At 59.0% G+C, this 19,851-nt stretch carries 16 protein-coding genes; 7 read left to right on the top strand and 9 right to left on the bottom strand.

Annotated elements, in window-relative coordinates:
* The first annotated feature begins 2 nt into the window (after window positions 1-2).
* Window positions 3-1,241: a DUF2599 domain-containing protein gene (locus JFT81_RS13325; RefSeq protein WP_201227664.1), complete on the top strand. Its 1,239-nt coding sequence runs from the start codon at window positions 3-5 to the stop codon at window positions 1,239-1,241.
* 187 nt (window positions 1,242-1,428) lie between these two features.
* On the opposite strand, the gene JFT81_RS13320 is transcribed toward JFT81_RS13325, so the two are convergent.
* The 5 genes from JFT81_RS13320 to JFT81_RS13300 form a co-directional block, all read right to left on the bottom strand.
* The gene (locus JFT81_RS13320) at window positions 1,429-2,130 is read right to left on the bottom strand and encodes an ABC transporter ATP-binding protein (protein ID WP_003222380.1); all 702 of its coding nucleotides are present in this window, start codon (window positions 2,128-2,130) and stop codon (window positions 1,429-1,431) included.
* On the bottom strand, window positions 2,131-2,898 hold the full coding sequence (livG, locus tag JFT81_RS13315) for a high-affinity branched-chain amino acid ABC transporter ATP-binding protein LivG (protein ID WP_201149544.1): 768 nt from the start codon (window positions 2,896-2,898) through the stop codon (window positions 2,131-2,133).
* On the bottom strand, window positions 2,895-4,151 hold the full coding sequence (locus JFT81_RS13310) for a high-affinity branched-chain amino acid ABC transporter permease LivM (protein WP_201227663.1): 1,257 nt from the start codon (window positions 4,149-4,151) through the stop codon (window positions 2,895-2,897). The genes livG and JFT81_RS13310 overlap by 4 nt, the downstream gene beginning before the upstream one ends.
* Window positions 4,148-5,071, bottom strand: a complete 924-nt coding sequence (livH, locus tag JFT81_RS13305) for a high-affinity branched-chain amino acid ABC transporter permease LivH (RefSeq protein WP_008082254.1) — start codon at window positions 5,069-5,071, stop codon at window positions 4,148-4,150. The genes JFT81_RS13310 and livH overlap by 4 nt, the downstream gene beginning before the upstream one ends.
* Before the next feature lie 230 nt (window positions 5,072-5,301).
* Window positions 5,302-6,429: a branched-chain amino acid ABC transporter substrate-binding protein gene (locus JFT81_RS13300; RefSeq protein WP_201149548.1), complete on the bottom strand. Its 1,128-nt coding sequence runs from the start codon at window positions 6,427-6,429 to the stop codon at window positions 5,302-5,304.
* 352 nt (window positions 6,430-6,781) lie between these two features.
* On the opposite strand from JFT81_RS13300, the gene JFT81_RS13295 reads away from it, so the two are divergent.
* Window positions 6,782-7,087: a DUF2288 domain-containing protein gene (locus tag JFT81_RS13295; RefSeq protein ID WP_201227662.1), complete on the top strand. Its 306-nt coding sequence runs from the start codon at window positions 6,782-6,784 to the stop codon at window positions 7,085-7,087.
* A 294-nt stretch (window positions 7,088-7,381) separates the two neighbouring features.
* Here JFT81_RS13295 and JFT81_RS13290 read toward each other — a convergent pair whose 3' ends face one another.
* Window positions 7,382-9,583: a hypothetical protein gene (locus tag JFT81_RS13290; RefSeq protein ID WP_201227661.1), complete on the bottom strand. Its 2,202-nt coding sequence runs from the start codon at window positions 9,581-9,583 to the stop codon at window positions 7,382-7,384.
* Between the two features lie 195 nt (window positions 9,584-9,778).
* Between JFT81_RS13290 and JFT81_RS13285 the strand changes: the two genes are divergently transcribed.
* Window positions 9,779-10,675: an NAD(P)-dependent oxidoreductase gene (locus JFT81_RS13285; protein ID WP_201227660.1), complete on the top strand. Its 897-nt coding sequence runs from the start codon at window positions 9,779-9,781 to the stop codon at window positions 10,673-10,675.
* On the opposite strand, the gene JFT81_RS13280 is transcribed toward JFT81_RS13285, so the two are convergent.
* Together JFT81_RS13280 and JFT81_RS13275 are read right to left on the bottom strand one after the other, a co-directional pair.
* A complete protein-coding gene (locus JFT81_RS13280) occupies window positions 10,566-12,848 on the bottom strand; it encodes a bifunctional diguanylate cyclase/phosphodiesterase (protein WP_201227659.1) in 2,283 nt (760 codons plus the stop codon). The two genes, JFT81_RS13285 and JFT81_RS13280, sit on opposite strands and share 110 nt — an antisense overlap.
* Before the next feature lie 150 nt (window positions 12,849-12,998).
* A complete protein-coding gene (locus JFT81_RS13275) occupies window positions 12,999-13,367 on the bottom strand; it encodes a YkgJ family cysteine cluster protein (RefSeq protein WP_201227658.1) in 369 nt (122 codons plus the stop codon).
* Window positions 13,368-13,667: 300 nt separating this feature from the next.
* On the opposite strand from JFT81_RS13275, the gene JFT81_RS13270 reads away from it, so the two are divergent.
* Window positions 13,668-15,017, top strand: a complete 1,350-nt coding sequence (locus tag JFT81_RS13270; protein ID WP_201227657.1) for an MFS transporter — start codon at window positions 13,668-13,670, stop codon at window positions 15,015-15,017.
* A gap of 117 nt (window positions 15,018-15,134) precedes the next feature.
* Here the strand turns inward: JFT81_RS13270 and rapA are convergent, their stop codons facing one another.
* On the bottom strand, window positions 15,135-17,981 hold the full coding sequence (gene rapA / locus JFT81_RS13265) for an RNA polymerase-associated protein RapA (protein ID WP_201227656.1): 2,847 nt from the start codon (window positions 17,979-17,981) through the stop codon (window positions 15,135-15,137).
* 254 nt (window positions 17,982-18,235) lie between these two features.
* On the opposite strand from rapA, the gene JFT81_RS13260 reads away from it, so the two are divergent.
* From JFT81_RS13260 to ccoM, 3 genes are all read left to right on the top strand, one after another.
* On the top strand, window positions 18,236-18,577 hold the full coding sequence (locus tag JFT81_RS13260) for an aspartate-semialdehyde dehydrogenase (protein ID WP_201149558.1): 342 nt from the start codon (window positions 18,236-18,238) through the stop codon (window positions 18,575-18,577).
* A gap of 135 nt (window positions 18,578-18,712) precedes the next feature.
* Window positions 18,713-18,874: a hypothetical protein gene (locus JFT81_RS13255; protein ID WP_201227655.1), complete on the top strand. Its 162-nt coding sequence runs from the start codon at window positions 18,713-18,715 to the stop codon at window positions 18,872-18,874.
* Between the two features lie 145 nt (window positions 18,875-19,019).
* Complete coding sequence (gene ccoM, locus JFT81_RS29535; RefSeq protein WP_003222396.1) at window positions 19,020-19,133, top strand: cytochrome c oxidase subunit CcoM; 114 nt, start codon at window positions 19,020-19,022, stop codon at window positions 19,131-19,133.
* Window positions 19,134-19,851: the final 718 nt, after the last annotated feature.

The raw sequence follows: 19,851 nt of genomic DNA, 5'->3' as shown, positions 1-19,851 counted from the left end.
CCATGAAAAAACGCTTGAACAGGATCGCTCCATTGCTCATGTTCCCGCTGCTGGTGCAGGCGACATGGGCCAATGCCGAGTCATGCGACGAGACGCTGAGGAAGGTCGAATCGTTGTACAACAAAACCGTCGACAGCTGCGGTCAGGATCCCGCCTCGGACTGTTCGGGGCTTTTGGTTCGGGGCACGCACCGCGCCGACCCGGCCAAGGGGCAGAAATGGGACGTCTGGAATCCCAGCCCGAAAGCGCTGGAGCTGGGTACTTTTGCAGCGTCGTACATGCGCGCCGACGGCATCAGTTATGAAGACCCCGGCATGAGCACGCAGAACGGCTATCTGATTACCCCCAGAGATCTGGTCCGCGACCCCGAGACCCCAGTGCATGTCTACTGTGCTTTTCCCAACGATGCCTGGACTGATTTTCGCAATGACCGGGGTTGTGGCGACAACAAAAACACCGCCCCGGCAGAAGCGGTTTGCCAGGCCATGAAACCACCGATCACCAGCCCGAATGCCTGGGTCGCGCACTTCACCCAGTTCAATAACAACCGCCAGCAGGATCAGTTGCAGTGTGGCTTCAACATGCGCAATCCGATGAGCAGCCAGGAGCGGGTGGATGCGTTCCGCAACTTCATGGGCGCGCGCAAAGTCATCAATAGTCGTGAGTTTCAAACCCAGACTGAGCTGCGTCTAGGCAACCCGAAAACCGACGAACTGCCGATTCTGGCGTTTTTCTACAGCGATCAACGTGGCTTGAACGATGCGATGGCCAACCAGCGCGATTACAAGGCCAGGACCGGCAAGGATCGCAACATCATCAAGATCGATTTCCCGAAAACCCCGGTCGGCAAAGCTTCGTTCTCGTGCATCCAGACCTCGACGCCAGCGGCGCCGCAGTTCTGTGAGAAGTACATCGAGTCGAGCACCTGGGTACAACGCCCCGATCCGAAACTGGGACCGAACACCTGGTCGCTTTCAGTGGTGCCGACCGCGTGCGGCCGCGCAATCAAGGACGATCAGACCGACCGGATGTTTGCCGAGCTGTACAACAAACACAAAGACGATCAGCAATGGCGGCAATACAGCGTCAACGGTGGCTCGTTGCGTCGGCAGATGGTCTGCCATCTGGCGGCAACCTACGAGGGCAAGCCTGTGCGCAACAAGCCTGAGTGGAACCTTGAACCCGCACGGCCATACGTCGATCAGGCCACGGCGGTAGCGCAGCACTGCAACCCGTACTAAGCGATTGCTACAACTCTCCACTGTGGGAGCGAGCCTGCTCGCGAAGAGGGAGCATCAGTCAGCACATTTGCTGAATGACACACCGCTTCGCGAGCAGGCTCGCGCCCACAGGGGGCTTGTGTTGGATTCAGGATTGGCAGATGAAAAAAAACGGCCCGGAGGCCGTTTTTTTGTTTGGTGAGATGATTCAACCGCCGAGGTACGCCTCGCGTACTTTCGGGTCGGTCAGCAGCGCTTCACCGGTGCCTTGCATGACCACGCGGCCGTTCTCCAGAACGTACGCGCGGTCGGCGATTTTCAGCGCCTGGTTGGCGTTCTGCTCGACCAGGAACACCGTTACACCGTCCTTGCGCAGTTGTTCGATGATGTCGAAGATCTGCTGGATGATGATCGGTGCCAGGCCCAGCGACGGCTCGTCGAGCAGCAGCAGCTTGGGCTTGCTCATCAGCGCACGGCCGATGGCGAGCATTTGCTGTTCGCCGCCGGACATGGTGCCGCCGCGCTGGTTGAAGCGTTCTTTCAGGCGTGGGAAAAGTCCGAGAACCTTGTCCATCTGTTCCTGATAGTCGCCCTTGTCGGTGAAGAAGCCGCCCATGGAGAGGTTTTCTTCAACGGTCAGACGCGCGAACACCCGACGACCTTCCGGCACCACGGCGATGCTTTTACGCATGATCTGCGACGAGTCCTGACCGACCAGTTCCTCACCCATGTAGCGGATGCTGCCGCTGTGCGCTTGCGGCGAACCGCACAGCGTCATCAGCAGCGTCGACTTGCCAGCACCGTTGGCGCCGATCAGGGTGACGATCTCGCCCTGACGGACTTCGACGTTGACGCTGTGCAGCGCCTGGATCTTGCCGTAGAAGGTGGAAACGTTTTCGAACTGCAGCATTTACGCTTCCCCCAGGTAGGCTTTGATTACTTCAGGATTGTCGCGGATCTGTTCCGGCGTGCCGTCGGCCAGAGGCGTGCCCTGGTTGATCACGACGATGTGGTCGGAAATGCTCATGACCAGTTTCATGTCGTGTTCGATCAGCAGCACCGTCACGTTGTGCTCTTCACGCAGCACGCTGATCAGCGCCTTGAGGTCTTCGGTTTCCTTCGGGTTCAGGCCGGCGGCTGGTTCGTCGAGCATGAGGATCCGCGGACGAGTCATCATGCAGCGAGCGATTTCCAGACGTCGTTGCTGACCGTAAGCCAGGGTGCCGGCGGTGCGGTTGGCGAACTCTTTGAGGTTGACCTTTTCCAGCCAGTACTCGGCAAACTCCATCGCCTCGCGCTCGCTTTTGCGGAACGACGGGGTCTTGAAGAGGCCGGCCAGGAAGTTGGTGTTCAGGTGACGGTGCTGCGCGATCAACAGGTTCTCGACCGCCGTCATGTCCTTGAACAACCGTACGTTCTGGAAGGTCCGCACCACACCTTTGAGGGCGATCTTGTGGCCCGGCAGGCCTTGAATCGGCTCGCCGTCGAGCAGGATGCTGCCGCCGGACGGCTTGTAGAAACCGGTCAGGCAGTTGAACACGGTGGTCTTGCCCGCGCCGTTTGGCCCGATCAAGGCAACCACCTGTTTTTCCTTCACGGTCAGGGCCACGCCGTTGACCGCCAGCAAGCCGCCGAAGCGCATGCTGAGGTTTTCAACTTTCAAGATCTCGCGGCTCATTTTCGCAACTCCATGTGTGGGCGTTGCATCGGCAGCAGACCTTGTGGACGCCAGATCATCATCAACACCATCAGCGCACCGAACATCAACATGCGGTACTCACTGAACTCACGCATCATTTCCGGCAACAGGATCATCACCACGGCCGCGAGAATCACGCCCAGTTGCGAGCCCATGCCACCCAACACGACGATGGCGAGAATGATCGCCGACTCGATGAAGGTGAACGATTCCGGGGTCACCAGACCTTGACGGGCAGCGAAGAAGCTACCGGCGAAACCGGCGAAGCTCGCACCCAGGGTGAAGGCCGACAGCTTGATGATCGTCGGGTTGAGTCCCAGCGCACGGCAGGCGATTTCGTCTTCACGCAGCGCTTCCCACGCACGGCCGATCGGCATGCGCAGCAAACGGTTGATGATGAACAGCGCCGCCAGCGCCAGCAACAGGGCAACCAGGTAAAGGAAAATCACCTTGTTGATCGAGTTGTATTGCAGGCCGAAATACTCGTGGAAGGTTTGCATGCCTTCCGCGGCTTTACGTTCGAAGGTCAGGCCGAAGAACGTTGGTTTCTCGATGTTGCTGATGCCGTTCGGGCCGCCGGTGATGTCGGTCAGGTTACGCAGGAACAGACGAATGATTTCGCCGAAACCCAACGTCACGATCGCCAGATAGTCGCCGCGCAGACGCAATACCGGGAAGCCCAGCAGGAAGCCGAACGTCGCCGCCATCAGGCCGGCAATCGGCAGGCAGATCCAGAAGCTCAGACCGTAGTAGTGCGACAGCAGCGCGTAGCTGTAGGCGCCGACGGCGTAGAAACCGACGTAACCGAGGTCGAGCAGACCGGCCAGACCGACGACGATGTTCAGGCCGAGGCCGAGCATCACGTAGATCAGGATCAGCGTCGCGATGTCCACCGCGCCACGCGAACCGAAGAACGGCCACACCAGTGCACCGATGATCAGCGCAATGATGAAGTAGCGTTGCGTGGTCGGCAGGGTCAGGAAGTTGCTGGCCTTGGCCGGGATCAACGGCAGGCCCGGCGAGGAATTCCACGCCTTGCTGATCTGCTGGTTGAACAGCACCCGCAAGAACATCAGCACCGAGCAGATGGCGATGGTCGCCAGAATCACCGGGCTGGTGTTGTGCACTTCCAGATTGATGCCGACGATGGTCAGTTTCAGTCCGAGCACCGGATACGCAACTGCCCAAACCAAGAGCGCACTGAACAGTGCCTGTTTAAGATTCCTAGTCATACTTTCTCAACCTCCGGACGGCCCAGAATGCCGGTCGGACGGAACAACAGCACCAGAACCAACAAGCCGAAAGCCACGACGTCCTTGTACTGGTCGCCGAAGATATCGGCGCCAAACGCTTCCGCCACCCCAAGCACCAACCCACCGAGCATGGCGCCGGGGATGCTGCCGATGCCGCCGAGTACTGCTGCGGTGAAGGCTTTGAGGCCGACGAGGAAACCGGCGTTCGGGTTGATCACGCCATATTGCATGCTCAGCAGCACGGCCGCGATGGCCGCCAGCGCAGCACCAATGACGAAGGTCAGGGCGATGATGTTGTTGGTGTTGATGCCGAGCAGGTTAGCCATCTTGATGTCTTCGGCGCAGGCGCGGCAGGCGCGACCCAGGCGAGAACGGGAGATGAACAGCGTCAGGCCGAGCATGGCGATCAGGGTCACCACGAACACCACGATTTGCATGTAGGAGATCAGCACTTCATGTGCGCCACCTGGCCCGAAAGAGATGTTGCCGGGGATCAGGTTGGGGATGGATTTGTCCTTGGAGTCTTGCGCCAGCAGAACCGTGTTCTGCAGGAAGATCGACATACCGATGGCGGAAATCAGCGGGATCAGACGGTTGCTGCCGCGCAGGGGGCGGTAGGCGATCCGTTCGATGCTGTAACCGTACGAGCTGGTGACAACGATGCTCGCGATGAAGGCGGCGGTCATCAACAGCGGGACGTTGTCGATTCCCATCATGGCCAGCCCGGCGATGGCGATGAACGCCACGTAGGAGCCGATCATGTACACCTCGCCGTGGGCGAAGTTGATCATTCCAATGATGCCGTAAACCATCGTATAGCCGATGGCGATCAGGGCATACGTGCTGCCAATGGTCAGGCCATTAACCAGCTGCTGGAAGAAGTGATAGAGGTCAGGCATTACAACGCTCCTAAAAACCTGATACGCATTTCACTGGTGGAGTCATTTTCCCGCCCGGCCCCGTGGATCTATATCCACTTCGAATCCGGGTTTTGCCAGCGAACCGCTGATGACGGTTTTGAGATTTTCAGGTGGGGAGACTGGCGGATCACGCCAGCGCGGCCCATACATTCGTAAAACAAAGCCCACGGCACGCCGTGGGCTTTATTGGCAGTCAGTCAGGCAGCGCCTTACTGAGGCGAAACTTCAGTTTTTGGTTTGCCGAAGTGCCACTCGTAAACCACAAATTTGAAGTCCTTCAGGTCGCCCTTGGCGTCGAAGCTCAGGTCGCCAGTCGGGGTTTTGAAGGTGCCGGCGTGAATGGCCTCGGCTACTTTGGCCGGGTCTTCGGATTTCGCTGCGGCGATACCGCCGGCGATCACTTCAACTGCCGAGTAGGACGGGAACACGAAAGGACCGCTCGGGTCTTCTTTCTTCGCCTTGAATGCATCAGCCAGGGCGACGTTGGCCGGATCCTGGTCGAAGGATTTCGGCAGGGTCACCAGCAGACCTTCGGAAGCGTCTTTAGCGATCTGCGAAATGGAGTCGTTACCCACGCCTTCCGGACCCATGAACTTGGCTTTCAGGCCTTTTTCAGCCGACTGACGCAGGATCAGGCCCAGCTCTGGGTGGTAGCCGCCGTAGTAAACGAAGTCGACGTTGGCTTGCTTGAGTTTGGCGATGATCGAGGAGAAGTCCTTGTCGCCGGCGTTGACGCCTTCGAACACGGCAACTTTCACGCCTTTCTTTTCAAGGGTCGATTTGACGGCGGTGGCGATGCCTTCACCGTATTGCTGTTTGTCGTGCAATACCGCAACGATTTTCGGTTTCACGTGATCGGCAATGTAGTTACCGGCGGCAGGGCCCTGGGCGCTGTCCAGACCGATGGTGCGGAAGACCATTTTGTAACCACGGGCGGTGATGTCCGGGCTGGTGGCAGCCGGGGTGATCATGATCACGCCTTCGTCTTCGTAGATGTCCGAAGCCGGTTGAGTGGAGCTGGAGCACAGGTGACCGACCACGAACTTGACGCCGTCGTTGACGACCTTGTTCGCTACCGCTACCGCTTGTTTCGGATCGCAGGCATCGTCGTATTCAACGGCTTCGAGTTTCTTGCCGTCGACGCCGCCCTTGGCGTTGATCTGCTCGATGGCCATTTTCGCGCCACTGAACTGCATGTCGCCGTATTGGGCTACTGGACCGGTCTTAGGGCCGGCGATACCGATTTTGATGGTGTCAGCTGCGAACGAATGGCTGGCAACCCCGGCCAGAACCATAGCGGCAAACAGTTTGGAAATCTGCTTAGTAGCCTTAGTCATAGTGCTCCACTCTTACTGTTGTAATTTTTTTGAGTTCTGGCGCCGTAGCAGCAGAACCGGGTCAGATATCTTTGCGATACCCTCCGGAAATGCCCCCGGCAACTGTACCGGTACAGTGTAGAGCGCCGGTTGTTGGCCTGGGAAGCGGGCGCCGAGGGGCAAAACTTGGGGGTGTCGCATTTTTGAATGAAAAAGACAGAATTGCGGCGGGGCGTTCGTGGGCATATATCCCAGTCAGCAGCATTCCTTGGCGTTCCTGCTCTTTTCGTTCGGTGAAGCCATTTGCAACCGGGTTTTTCTGACGGACCACCGACGTTATCATTCGCGTCGATTTCTTTTCCGGACAGTTCCCATGAATCAACAACCTAGCACCCTCTATGCCAAGCTGCTCGGCGAGACCGCATCTATTACCTGGAAAGAGCTGGAGCCGTTCTTCGCCAGGGGTGCCCTATTGTGGGTCGACCCAGCGCTGGATCTGATCGCTGCCGCCGAGGCCGTTGCGTCCGACGAAGGCGAGAAAGTGGCCGCCTGGCTGGCCGAAGACAAGGTCGCCAAGCTGTCTGAAACGCGGGCGCTGGATCTTTTTGAACGCGATCCGCAGTTGTGGGCGGTGGTGGTTTCGCCCTGGATTCTGATCCAGGAGAGGGCGGCCGCTTAACTCCTTGCACCTTTGTGGTGCGACCGGTCATCGGCGTAAAGTGTGTAGCCGAGTAGCGTGATGGCAAGTTGCCGTGAAGAAAGGCCACAAGCGAGGGTGGCATCACGGTGACGTAAACGTAACGGGAACAGTTTAGTAAGCAGCCTAACGGCTGCTTAATTGTTTCTGGATATTGGCAATGAAGGTTTTGCCGTGTTTGGAGTGGCCTCTTCGCGAGCAGGCTCGCTCCCACATTTGGAATGCATTCCCCTGTGGGAGCGAGCCTGCTCGCGATTGAGGCGACTCGGTCTTCGATCAGACCGAGAACGACTTGCCGGTATGGTTATTGAGGGAAATAACCTTGGTCTTGCCAATCCGGTGACGGTAAATCTCGCGCAGATATTTGATCGACTTCTTCACGCAATCGCGCGACAGGCGAATGTCGTTGATCGAGACAAACTTCTCTTTGTCGTTGATCAGCTCGCGATACTTCTTCTCGTACATCGGCTTGATCGCGTACCAGTTGGTGTCGAGGATCTTCGCCGGGTTCTCGAACTCATTCAGCAACTCGTCGATGCGGTCTTCGTCGAATTCTTCATTGATGATGAAGTCGAGGATCGAGTTGTCCAGGGTCTCGTCGAAACGATACGGGTTCTTCGCGAAGCAGCGCTTGATGAACGCCACGATCAGGGTCAGGAAGTCGTCCGACAGGCACGGGCTCTTGGCGATCAACGTGGTCAGCGACAGGTTGGCCGAGGCGCCGATCACCAACGCATAACGCTTGAGCGTGGTGTTGGGGAACAGGCTGTTGAGGTGAGTCTTCAACCGGTTCAGGTCCATGTACGACAGCTTGTAGTCTTTCGGCAACGAGACGATCGAGACCACCGACGAGCAGTTCTTGAAGAAGTGCAGGTCGTGCAACGCGGCCGCGTCGTAGCCGGAATTCTTGTATTGCTCAAGCGAGGCGCGATAACGCTTGGACTCGATCGGCAGCAGGCTGATGCCTTCGATCGCCTGGGTGACCTTGTTGAAGTGCGGCAGGTCGATCGAGCGGAAGAACAGATCGTCGATGTTCAGGCGCTGTGGCTCTTTATCGAACACCTTGAATTTGTCGCTGCTCGGCGGCGGCGTTTCCGGCACCACCGATTCGGCGTAGGCAATCGCCACCGGGCCGGCCAGACTCATGAACAGGTCGTTGGCGTCCAGGCGAATGGTTTCGCCAATGTCGATGCCGGCGCGGCGGAAGTAGTTCTGGTCGTAGTCGGTGGTCACCGCCTGCGCCGTCAGAATGTTGAAGATCTGCTGCGAGATGTATTGGTTGGCGTGCTTCTCCATCGCATTGACATCAATGTTCTGGATGTTGCCGTCATCGCTCTCTTCGGCGTAACGCATGATGTCGTTGGAGATCAGCATCATCGCGTTCCATGGGCGAATACGGCCCATGACGCTGGCTTCGCTGCTGTCTTCATTGTCGAAGTTGTAGGAGAAATCCCATTCTTCGGACAGGTATTTGCACAGCAGGCGACCGGCGTTGATGTGCAGCGCCTCGGACATTTCGCTGCGGTGGTCGGAGATGTTCGGCAGCACGCAGATGCCGCTGGTAAAAATCGGCTCGAACACGAACGAATGACCGCTCTTGCCGTCGTGCTCGTCCATCGGCTTGGTGTCGAACGTCTTGTTCATGTACGAGTGCTGCTGGGCCAGGCCGAATTCCGAGGCCATGCCGGAACCGGTACCGCCACCGGCACTGAAGATCGAGAAGTACAGGCGCGACTGGTTGGCCTTGATGCCGCAGCTGTCGATCAGGTACGAGTGAATCATTTTCCAGTCAGGGCTGGAAAAGCGCTGGGTGTCCTTGTTGAGGATGATCTTCGCCAGATACTGGCCGAGGATCGGTGCGTTACCGGCGCCACCGGCGTGGACTTCGGACAAGTCCATGATTTTCATTTTGCTGTAGTCGCGCAGGAAACCGCTTTTTTCGCCCTTGCGCGAAAAACGAATGCGCCCGGCGATGTCCTTGTCGAGGTCGCCGAGCATCACCAGCGGCTCGACCAGAAACACCGGTTTGCTCGCCTTGTTGTTGCCGATGCGCAGGTTGTTCTTGATCCACTGCGCCGGGCTGTAGCCCTTGTCGGCGGAGCGCCGGTCACTCGACGGGCGATCTTCGTTGTTGAATTCGTTGAGGTAGAACTTGCGTGCGTTGTACACCAACTCCGCAACGTCGAGGGCGATGTTGGAGCCACAACGACCGAGGCCGATCAGGCAAACCGAGGGGAATTCCTGATCGCTGTGCTGCTCGTTGTCGCCTTCCAGGTGTGGCGGACGCGGGAACACCAGATCGCGCAGGCCGTCGAGGTTGTCGAGGATGCGGTCGGTATTGGTTTCAGTGAAGTACAGGTATTGCTGGGTCGACAGCGGGCGCGAGGGAACCAATGGCTTTGACGATGAAGGGCTGTTTGCGGCGGGGCTCAAGGTCAGATCGGATACCGCAGTGGCGGGATTATTTTTAGAAGTCATTGTGCGCCATATACCTGGACTGGTTGGCTCGCGGGCCAGTTGCCTGCGAACCTCACGGAATAAGATCTCGCGTCTTTTTTGCGCGTATTGAGCCCGAGCGTCAGGGATATTGCCTGATTGTCGCTGGGGGGAATCCTTTCCTGATCGTTGATGAATCGGCCATTATTCGGCGATCTTTAATCAAAAGGAGGCTAAATGATGTCAACGCTACCTTCGTTGGGGTTCGCCGGAATCGGCCTGATGGGCCTGCCGATGTGCCGCCGCCTGTTGGCGGCGGGCTATCCGTTGACGGTGTGGAACCGCAACCCGGTCAAGTGCGCGGCGCTGGTCGAAGCGGGGGCCCGGCAGGTCGCGAGTCCCGCTGAACTGTGTGAGCACGCCGATGTGGTGATGTTGTGTCTGGCCGATACAGCGGTAGTGCGTGAAGTAGTGTTTGGCGCCGGTGGCGTGGCTGAAGGTGCAAAAAACGGCCAGTTGCTGGTGGATTTTTCCAGCCTCGAACCGACTGCCACTCGCGAGATGGCCGCTGAACTGGCAGAAAAAACCGGCATGACCTGGCTCGACTCACCCGTGTCCGGCGGCGTGGTCGGCGCCGAGGCCGGCAGTCTGGCGATCATGGTCGGCGGGGCGGTGGCGGATCTTGAGCGGGTGCGTGCGGTGCTGCTCAATCTCGGTCAGCGCGTCACGCACATGGGCGGCGTCGGCGCCGGCCAGGTGACCAAGGCCTGCAACCAGATGATTGTCGCCTGCAATGCGCTGGTGATCGCCGAAGTGGTGGCGCTCGCCGAGCAGGCCGGGGTCGATGCGAGTCTGATCGCCGAGGCGTTGGCGGGCGGTTTTGCCGATTCGAAACCGTTGCAGATCCTCGCCCCGCAAATGGCTGAAAGCCGCTTCGAACCGATCAAGTGGCACGTGCGCACGCTGCTCAAGGATCTCGACACCGCAGTGAAATTCTCCCGCGAGCAAGGCTCGGCGACGCCGATCAGCGGATTGGCCGCACAATTGATGCGCCTGCATGGGGCGCAGGGTTTTTTGGCGAAGGATCCAGCGACACTGGTGCAAATGTACCGCGCGCCAGAATCAGCGGATTGACCGTATGGGAGTGTTTGCGCTGATTGATTTCTTCCAGCACCGGACGCAGTTCGTCTAGTGGCACCGGTCGGCTGAGCAGGTAACCCTGAATGAAATCGCAGCCCGAACGCTCAAGGAACTCGTACTGCTCCAGGCTTTCCACGCCTTCGGTCACCACCTGCAAATGCAGGGTGTGGGCCATGACGATGATTGCCTGGACGATCTCCATGTCCGCCGTGGCTTTGGGAATATCGAGGATGAACGAACGGTCGATCTTCAGCGTGTTGAGTGGCAGGCGTTTGAGGTAAGCCAGCGACGAGTAACCGGTACCGAAGTCGTCGATTGACAGCGACACGCCGAGGGCGCGGATTTGCCGCAACAGCACCAGTGTATTGGCGATGTTGCCCATCAGCGCATTCTCGGTGACTTCCAGTTCCAGCCGTTCCGGCGCAACGCCGGCGGTGCGCAGTGCGCCCTCAATCTCGTCGGCCAGCTCTTCGCGCGCAAGATTCAGCGGCGAGCAGTTCCAGGCGATTTTCAGCTCTTCGCAGCCATGGCGCGACAGTTCGCCGAGATCCTTGCAGGCCCGGCGCAGCACCCAATTGTCCAGTTCGGCGATCAGGCCATTGTTTTCAGCGATGCTGATAAAACGATCCGGGGTCAACAGACCGTGCAGCGGATGCTGCCAGCGGATCAACGCTTCGAGTTTGGTCACGCGGCCGGTTTTCAGTTCGAAGATCGGTTGGTAATAGAGCGTCAGGCCGTTTTCTTCGCGCAAGGCATGGCGCAATTCTTCTTCGAGTTGCAGTTCCAGGGTGGCGCGGTTCTTCAGGTTGGAGCTGAAAAACTGCAGGCCGTTGCGCCCGGCGCCCTTGGATTGGTACAGCGCCAGATCGGCGTGCTTGAGCAGTTCTTCGCAGGTAGTGCCATCTTCGGGAAACAGACTGATACCGATGCTGGTGGTCATCACCATCCGCCGCCCTGCAAGCTCGATGGGTTCTTTCATCTTCAACATGATCCGCTGGGCCATGTTGCGTGCCTCTTCTCGCTCGCGCAGGCTGATGAGGATGCAGAACTCATCGCCGCCGAACCTTGCGACCACATCTTCATGACTGCGCACCGAGCTTCTGATGTGCTCGGCGATGACTTTGAGCAGCGCATCACCCGCGTCATGGCCGAGGCTGTCGTTGATGCGTTTGAAATGATCAATGTCGAGAAACATCACCGCGAGCATGCCGCCTTCGGTGGTTTTCTGACTGAGTTTCTCGGCGAAGATCTGGTTGAAGCCGCGGCGGTTGATCAGGTTGGTCAGCGCATCGTAGTTGGCCACTTGTTGCAGCGACATGCGCGCCTGATCGAGTTGGCTGAGCAGGGCGTTGACCCGCCGCAGGTCGTGTTCCTTGTTTTGTAGTTTCTTGTCGGCCAATGCCGCGCTGATTGCGCTGCCGAGAGTCAGCAGGGTGATCAGTGCCACCGTCAGGCCCAACTGCATATGGCTGGTTTCGACGGCTATCGCCGGTACGCTGCCTTCAGGCAAGACCAGATGCAACGCGGCCATCCCGGTGAAATGCATGCTGATGATGCCGGCGCCGAGGATCAACGCGGCGCTGTACTTGAGCATCTGATGAAACACGCCGCTGCCTTCGCGCAGATAACTGGCGACCCACAGCGCGGCGAAACTGGCGCCGATGGCGATGATGATCGACAACACGAACAGCGTGGGTTGGTAATACGCGGTGGCGCTCGACCGCATCGCCGCCATGCCTACGTAGTGCATGCCGGCAATGCCCAGGCCGATGACGATGGCGGTTTTCAGGTATTGCACCAGGCTCGGCTGCATCTCGCTCAGCGTGTGCATGGCCAGCCACGAGGCAAGTAAGGCAATCAGCAAGGAGAACAGGGTGATGGGCAGGTCGTACTGGATGTCGATGGGCGCCTGGAATGCCAACATGCCGATGAAGTGCATCGCCCAGATGCCGCCTGCCAGGCAGGTTGCGCCGATCCAGCGCCACAATCGCTGCGAGCGCGGATCCTCGGCATGCCCGACCCGCTCGGCCATGTCGAGGGTGGCAAAACTTGCGGCGCAAGCAACCAGATAGGCCACCAGCACCAGCAAGGGATTGTGTGTGCAATCAAGGATGACCTGCCCGCTCTCCGGCAGCTCGGTAACAAACTGCAAACCAAGCCACTCCATTGCATGCCCCGTCTCTGAAGTCGTCCTTACTGCGTCGTCATCGCAGGCGAATGTCAGGAGTATAGAGGCGGTTTTTGCAACGTATGCGGTAGTGGCATATTGGCGCTAACGATTTCGGCATTAGTGTCATAGCGATTGGCACTAATAGAGTCAGGCGCTTTGTTCGAAGGGGATTTCAGCCCAGTCCGGTTGCAGCGGCGGCAGGCCGAAACGCGCCCGGGCCTTGTCGCAATCGACATTCTGTTCGCCGTTTTCCCAGGACGACTCGAATTCGCGGCAGGGGCTGGAGCGCAATTCATAAATCGAGCACTTCACCTCGCTGCCGACTTCGCCGACCAACGCCGTGCATCGCGGCGATTTACAGTCAGTGCCGTTCATCGCCACCCGGCTCGGGCTGATCTGCGTGACCAGTTCATCGGGCACCGTGCCACCGGAGGAAGCGCATTCACCCCAGAAAAAAGACACACGAAAATGGGAACAACAGGCACCGCAATTCAGACACGGACTGACTTCGGACATGGGGAGGGCATCAAAGGGATTGATCGGCGAATCCGGACGGATCCGGCGGCTATTCTAGGCTTCGCCACGGACTTGGGAAGGGGGGCGCGAAACTATTTTTTTGTGCCAGGGTTTTGCCGTAAAAGCCCCGGTTTTCGGGGGATTGCTGACTTATCAAAGGCTTACGTTTCGTTACAGTGGCATGGCCCGATATCAGGCAGACGAATGATCACAGACAGCTTCCGACGGGCTGACTAGATTGCAGGTTCCGGGCTCGGATGCGTTGGCAGTGAAGCCCTATAACAATAAAGAGACGGACCCATGCAGAACTCGACCCAAGCGGCGAATGCCTGGCGCATTCTGTTCCTGCTGTTCCTCGCCAACCTGTTCAACTTTTTCGACCGCACCATTCCGGCGATCATCATCGAGCCGATCCGCATGGAATGGCACCTCAGCGACTTTCAGCTGGGTATCGTCGGCACCGCGTTCACCATCGTTTATGCCATCGCCGGCCTGCCGTTAGGGCGGATGGCCGACACCGGTTCGCGCAGCAAATTGATGGGGTGGGGCCTGGCGACATGGAGCGCGCTGACCGCCGTCAACGGACTGGTCGGCAGTTTCTGGAGCTTTTTGATCGTGCGCATGGGCATCGGCATCGGCGAGGCCAGTTACGCGCCGGCCGCCAACTCGCTGATCGGCGATCTGTTCCCGGCCCACCGTCGGGCGCGGGCGATGGGCATTTTCATGCTCGGCTTGCCCCTGGGGCTGTTGCTGGCGTTCTTCACTATCGGTGCGATGGTCAAGGCGTTCGACAGTTGGCGCGCGCCGTTCTTCATTGCGGCGGTGCCGGGGCTGATCCTCGCGATCTTCATGTTCTTCATCAAAGAGCCCAAGCGCGGCGCGGCGGAAACCGTGCAGGTTTCGCAGGAAAAAGTCGACAAGCCGATTCGACGGATTCTGGCGGTGCCAACCTTTCTGTGGCTGGTGATGGCGGGGCTGTGCTTCAACTTCGCCACCTATGCCTGCAACTCGTTTCTGGTGCCGATGCTGCAGCGCTATTTCCTGATGCCGTTGCAGGAAGCGGCGGTGGCGACCGGGGTGATTGTCGGCGTGACCGGGCTGGTCGGGTTGACACTGGGTGGCTGGATTGCTGACAAGATTCACCAGCGTGTGGCCAATGGGCGGCTGTTGTTCGCGGCGTTCAGCCTGATCATCTCGACGCTGTGTACGGCGTGGGCGCTGCATGCCGGGCGTATCGAGATTGGCGTGTTCGTTGCGGTGTTCAGTGTCGGTTGGTTGTTTGCCTACAACTTCTACACCTGCGTTTACACAGCGATTCAGGACGTGGTCGAACCGCGTTTGCGGGCGACGGCGATGGCGTTGTTCTTTGCCGGGTTGTATTTGCTCGGCGGCGGTCTTGGGCCGGTGGTGGTCGGGGGGTTGTCGGATCATTTCGCGCATACGGCGATGCTTTCGGAGGGGGCGGAGCAGATGACCGAGGCGTTCAAGGCGGTCGGTTTGCATGATGCGATGTACCTGATTCCGGTGGCGCTGTTTTTGACCATGGTGTTTCTGTTTCTGGCGGCGCGGTGTTTTGTGCGCGATGCGCAGCGGATGAAGGAGGGGTTGGTGGCTGTGGTTGAGCCAGAAGTGGCTGCGGCGACTGCATAACCGCTATCGCTGGCTTGCCAGCGATGAGGCCATCAGCATCACCGGATAAATAACAGGCAAACAAAAAGGCCCGCATCGCTGCGGGCCTTTTTGTTTTAAGCGGTGGAGCAGGGCGGTTTAGCCCGCCACCAGCACCCGAATCGCTTCCAGTCGCAACGCAGCCTTGTCCAGCATTGCCAGACCCTGCTCACGCTGTTGGCGCAACGCATCCAGTTCGCTGTCACGCACGGTCGGGTTGACCGCTTGCAACGCGGTCAGGCGCGCCAGTTCTTCGTCGGTGTCGGCCGCCAGACGACGGCGCGCTTCGGCGACGCGCTCGGCGTGACGTGGGGTGATCTTGTCTTCACCGGCGTTGATCCGTGGCGTCAGCTGATCGCGCTGGGCCTGGATGAACTTGTTGGCGCTGGCACGTGGCACGCTTTCCAGCTGATCGTTCAGCGTTTCGAACGAGACGCGAGACGACAGATCGTTGCCGTTGGCATCGAGCAGGCAGCGCAGGGCGGCCGGCGGCAGGTAGCGGCCCAGTTGCAGCGAACGCGGCGCAACCACTTCGCTGACATAAAGCAGTTCCAGCAACACGGTGCCCGGTTTCAGCGCCTTGTTCTTGATCAGCGCGACGGCGGTGTTGCCCATCGAACCGGACAGCACCAGATCCATGCCGCCCTGCACCATCGGGTGTTCCCAAGTGATGAACTGCATGTCTTCGCGCGACAGCGCCTGGTTGCGGTCGTAGGTGATGGTCACGCCTTCGTCGTCACCCAGCGGGAAACTGGCGTCGAGCATCTTCTCGCTTGGCTTGAGGATCAGGGCGTTTTCCGAATGGTCTTCGCTGTCGATACCAAAGGCGTCGAACAGGGTTTCCATGTAGATCGGCAGGGCGAACTGATCGTCTTGCTCAAGAATGTCTTCGACCAGCGCTTCACCTTCGCCAGCGCCGCCGGAGTTGAGCTCCAGCAGACGGTCGCGGCCAGTGTGCAGCTCGGCTTCCAGGCGCTCGCGCTCGGTGCGCGCTTCGTCGATCAGCGCTTGCCACTCGCTGTCATCGGCTTCTTCGAGCAGCGGCAGCAGGCGTGGGCCGAACTGATGCTGCAAGGCGTTACCGGTCGGGCAAGTGTTGAGGAACGCGTTCAGTGCTTCGTGGTACCACTGGAACAGACGCTGTTGCGGGCTGGTTTCCAGGTACGGCACGTGCAGCTCGATGATGTGCTTCTGGCCGATCCGGTCGAGACGACCGATACGCTGCTCAAGCAGATCAGGGTGCGACGGCAGATCGAACAGCACCAGGTGATGAGCGAACTGGAAGTTGCGACCTTCACTGCCGATTTCCGAGCAGATCAGCACTTGTGCGCCAAATTCTTCGTCGGCGAAGTAGGCGGCGGCGCGGTCACGCTCAAGGATGTTCATGCCTTCGTGGAACACTGTGGCCGGGATGCCGGAGCGCACGCGCAGCGCGTCTTCCAGATCCATCGCGGTTTCGGCGTGGGCGCAGATCACCAGCACTTTGGTGCGTTTGAGCATTTTCAGCTGATCGATCAGCCACTCGACGCGTGGGTCGAACTTCCACCAGCGTTCTTCTTCGCTGGCGTCCGGCTGCGCCTGGAAGCTGACTTCCGGGTACAGCTCGGCGTGTTCGCCCAGCGGCAGTTCCAGATATTCGTCGGGGCACGGCAGCGGGTACGGGTGCAGTTTGCGCTCCGGGAAACCCTGCACGGCGGCGCGGGTGTTACGGAACAGCACGCGGCCGGTGCCGTGACGGTCGAGCAGTTCACGCACGAGGCGGGCGCTGGCTTCGCTGTCGCCATCATTGACCGCGGTCAGCAGGGCTTCGCCTTCGTTGCCGAGGAAGCCGTGAATGGTCTTGTGTGCTTCAGGTGACAGGCGACCCTTGTCGAGCAGTTCCTGAACGGCTTCGGCCACCGGGCGATAGTTGTCGCTCTCGGCGCGGAAGGCGGCCAGGTCATGGAAACGGTTTGGATCGAGCAGGCGCAGACGCGCGAAGTGGCTGTCTTGGCCAAGTTGTTCCGGGGTGGCGGTGAGCAACAGTACACCTGGAATAGTCTCGGCGAGCTGCTCGACGAGGGTGTATTCAGGGCTGGCTTTTTCTTCGTGCCAGACCAGGTGGTGCGCTTCGTCGACCACCAGCAGGTCCCAACCGGCAGCGAACAGAGCGTCCTGCGCTTTCTCGTCGTCGACCAGCCACTCCAGCGCAACCAGCGCCAGTTGGGTGTCTTCGAACGGGTTGCTGGCATCGCTTTCGATGAAGCGTTCTTCGTCGAACAGCGCGACTTGCAGGTTGAAGCGGCGGCGCATCTCCACCAGCCACTGGTGCTGGAGGTTTTCCGGGACGAGGATCAGCACACGATTGGCGCGGCCCGAGAGCAGTTGGCGATGGATCACCAGGCCGGCTTCGATGGTTTTACCCAGGCCCACTTCGTCCGCCAGCAAAACCCGCGGCGCGATACGGTCGGCAACTTCCCGGGCGATGTGCAACTGGTGCGCGATTGGCTGTGCGCGAACACCGCCGAGGCCCCAGAGCGACGACTGCAACTGACGGCTGGTGTGCTCCAGCGTGTTGTAACGCAGGGAGAACCACGCCAGCGGGTCGATTTGCCCGGCGAACAGACGGTCGCTGGCCAGACGGAACTGAATGAAGTTCGACAGCTGGGTTTCCGGCAGGGTAACGGCTTCGTTCTGGCCGTTGAGACCGTGATAGACCATCAGCCCGTCGACGTCGTCGACTTGCTGCACGGTCATTTTCCAGCCTTCGAAGTGGGTAATGCTGTCACCCGGCGAGAATCGCACGCGAGTGAGGGGCGCATTCCGTAGCGCGTACTGGCGGGTTTCGCCAGTGGCCGGGTAAAGCACGGTCAACAAGCGGCCGTCCTGTGCCAGAACGGTGCCTAAACCAAGCTCTGCTTCGCTGTCACTGATCCAGCGTTGCCCCGGTTGATACTGCTGCGCCATGCTGCCTGACTCCCACCTTGAAAAAGCGGGCTATCTTAACGGAATGCAGGCTGCAGGGCCAAAGATTACTGGCGTAGGAGCTGCCGCAGGCTGCGATCTTTTGATCTTGGGGGAACACTTGGAATCCGTGCTGTCCCATTAAAAGATCGCAGCCTGCGGCAGCTCCTGCAGTGCCAACCCGGTCACAAGTTTGCGACCGACGGCTCAAGCCATCATCGCCCAAGCCGATAGCCTGCTGACAGGAGACCCTTAATATGTTGCCACCGATGCTCCCCCTGAGCGCCGTGCCGATCACTTCCCAGCAGGATCCGATCCGCCAGCGGCCGGACATTCCGCCAGTGGTGCCGGTGCAGGAAAGCTCCAACGAAAGCACGATCGATCTGCAAAAGCGTGATCCCGAGGAAGATAGACTGATGGCGCGCGAAGAACAGCGCCGTCAGCAGGAACGTGATCGCCGTCGCCGCGAAGCCGACGAAGACCCGGAAGAACATCTGGCGGTGCCGGGTAACGAGTTGAATGCCGACAATACCGTGCCGGTGGTGCCGTTGATGGAAGATCAGCCGCGTCAGGGTTTGTGGGTCGATATCGAGATTTGACCGTTGTCGCTCACATGAATTGTTTTAGGCTGTTTAAGCCGGTGGCTGGTCAGCGCTGTCGTCAGGCTGCATTATTGGTTCAGTCCTGCCAGTGATGCGGCAGTTGTGATTCTTCCAAGCGATGTACCGAACGCCATGAGCCAAGACGACAAACTGATCGACCTCAGCACTGAACGCGCGAAGCGGGTGCATGACATTAAAGAGAAGCGCCTGAACGAGGTGCGTCAGGCTTTCGAGCAGGCGATGCCGTTGGGCAAAACCAAGAAAAAGTCGAAGAACAAGCCGAAAAAGCGTTGATCTCCCCCTGCATCCGTTGATGCAGGTCAGTTATTTTCCCTCCTTTATCCCCCTTCGTTGCTGGCATTGATCCCGGTCAATTTGTGCGCCTGTGTGTTTGGTAACTTAGCTCCATCGCAGCAGAGCAGGGGCCAGGAGGCCAGTCATGTTTTTCGATAACGTGGTGTTTGCCGGGGTGCTGACTGTCGGCCTCATGGTTCTGTTTTTTGCAGGGTTTGGATTTTTTATCTGGAAGGATGCGAATAAGCGCAAGAAGTGATTCTTCTGGATTGATGAGCACGCAAGGCATTTTGGGGCGACTTCGGTTGCCCCTTTTTTTTGCCTTGGCGGCCTTTGGGCCGACCAGGCTCTTGGGGGTTTTTGGGGCTCTTGGGGGGTGGTGAATATCCGTTGCTGCGGTAATGGCTGTTTAGGGTTTCGCCCTTACGGCGACTCACTTTTTTGACAAACGCCTCAAAAAAGTAAGCAAAAAAACGCTTGCTCCTACGTTCGGCCCGCTCGCTGGGGCTCGGGGTTCCTTCGCTCCGGGATCGATCCGGGCGCAGCGCCTACGGTTTGCTTTGCTGCACCTCCTCTCGCTGTGTTTGGCTGCGCCAAACGGTCGCTGCGCTCCCACCCCCGGATCAATCCCTCCACTCAGCCTACCGACGTCGCCTTACAGATCAAAAGCCGCAGCCGAGCTAACGCTCATCCTGTTGAGTGGTGAGAAGCCGAAGCGATACGAGTAGCTGAGTTTGAACTCAATTCCTGTGGGAGCTGGCTTGCCAGCGATGGCGGCCTGGCAGCCGACCAAACTCTCACTGAACGCATCCATTCCACCTGTGGGAGCTAGCCCTGCTGGCGATGGCGGCCTTCCAGTCGACCAATCTCTTGAAGTGAAAAAATCCTATGTAGGAGCTGCCGAAGGCTGCGATCTTTTGATGTGGCTTTTGCTGTGGCTTTTGATTTTTTGCCCCTTCGGCAGGCCGAGCGGAGGT

The organism is Pseudomonas sp. TH43 (assembly GCF_016650635.1).
In the GTDB taxonomy this organism is placed as follows: Bacteria; Pseudomonadota; Gammaproteobacteria; order Pseudomonadales; family Pseudomonadaceae; genus Aquipseudomonas.
The sequence above is the reverse complement of the archived record's forward strand: the minus strand, read 5'-3'. Positions and strand labels throughout refer to the sequence as shown.

Bases quoted from the DNA above. Each gene is read 5' to 3' on its own strand.
- JFT81_RS13325 (WP_201227664.1), top strand. From the start codon at position 3: ATGAAAAAACGCTTGAACAGGATCGCTCCATTGCTCATGTTCCCGCTG.
- JFT81_RS13320 (WP_003222380.1), bottom strand. From the start codon at position 2,130: ATGCTGCAGTTCGAAAACGTTTCCACCTTCTACGGCAAGATCCAGGCG.
- livG (WP_201149544.1), bottom strand. From the start codon at position 2,898: ATGAGCCGCGAGATCTTGAAAGTTGAAAACCTCAGCATGCGCTTCGGC.
- JFT81_RS13310 (WP_201227663.1), bottom strand. From the start codon at position 4,151: ATGACTAGGAATCTTAAACAGGCACTGTTCAGTGCGCTCTTGGTTTGG.
- livH (WP_008082254.1), bottom strand. From the start codon at position 5,071: ATGCCTGACCTCTATCACTTCTTCCAGCAGCTGGTTAATGGCCTGACC.
- JFT81_RS13300 (WP_201149548.1), bottom strand. From the start codon at position 6,429: ATGACTAAGGCTACTAAGCAGATTTCCAAACTGTTTGCCGCTATGGTT.
- JFT81_RS13295 (WP_201227662.1), top strand. From the start codon at position 6,782: ATGAATCAACAACCTAGCACCCTCTATGCCAAGCTGCTCGGCGAGACC.
- JFT81_RS13290 (WP_201227661.1), bottom strand. From the start codon at position 9,583: ATGACTTCTAAAAATAATCCCGCCACTGCGGTATCCGATCTGACCTTG.
- JFT81_RS13285 (WP_201227660.1), top strand. From the start codon at position 9,779: ATGATGTCAACGCTACCTTCGTTGGGGTTCGCCGGAATCGGCCTGATG.
- JFT81_RS13280 (WP_201227659.1), bottom strand. From the start codon at position 12,848: ATGGAGTGGCTTGGTTTGCAGTTTGTTACCGAGCTGCCGGAGAGCGGG.
- JFT81_RS13275 (WP_201227658.1), bottom strand. From the start codon at position 13,367: ATGTCCGAAGTCAGTCCGTGTCTGAATTGCGGTGCCTGTTGTTCCCAT.
- JFT81_RS13270 (WP_201227657.1), top strand. From the start codon at position 13,668: ATGCAGAACTCGACCCAAGCGGCGAATGCCTGGCGCATTCTGTTCCTG.
- rapA (WP_201227656.1), bottom strand. From the start codon at position 17,981: ATGGCGCAGCAGTATCAACCGGGGCAACGCTGGATCAGTGACAGCGAA.
- JFT81_RS13260 (WP_201149558.1), top strand. From the start codon at position 18,236: ATGTTGCCACCGATGCTCCCCCTGAGCGCCGTGCCGATCACTTCCCAG.
- JFT81_RS13255 (WP_201227655.1), top strand. From the start codon at position 18,713: ATGAGCCAAGACGACAAACTGATCGACCTCAGCACTGAACGCGCGAAG.
- ccoM (WP_003222396.1), top strand. From the start codon at position 19,020: ATGTTTTTCGATAACGTGGTGTTTGCCGGGGTGCTGACTGTCGGCCTC.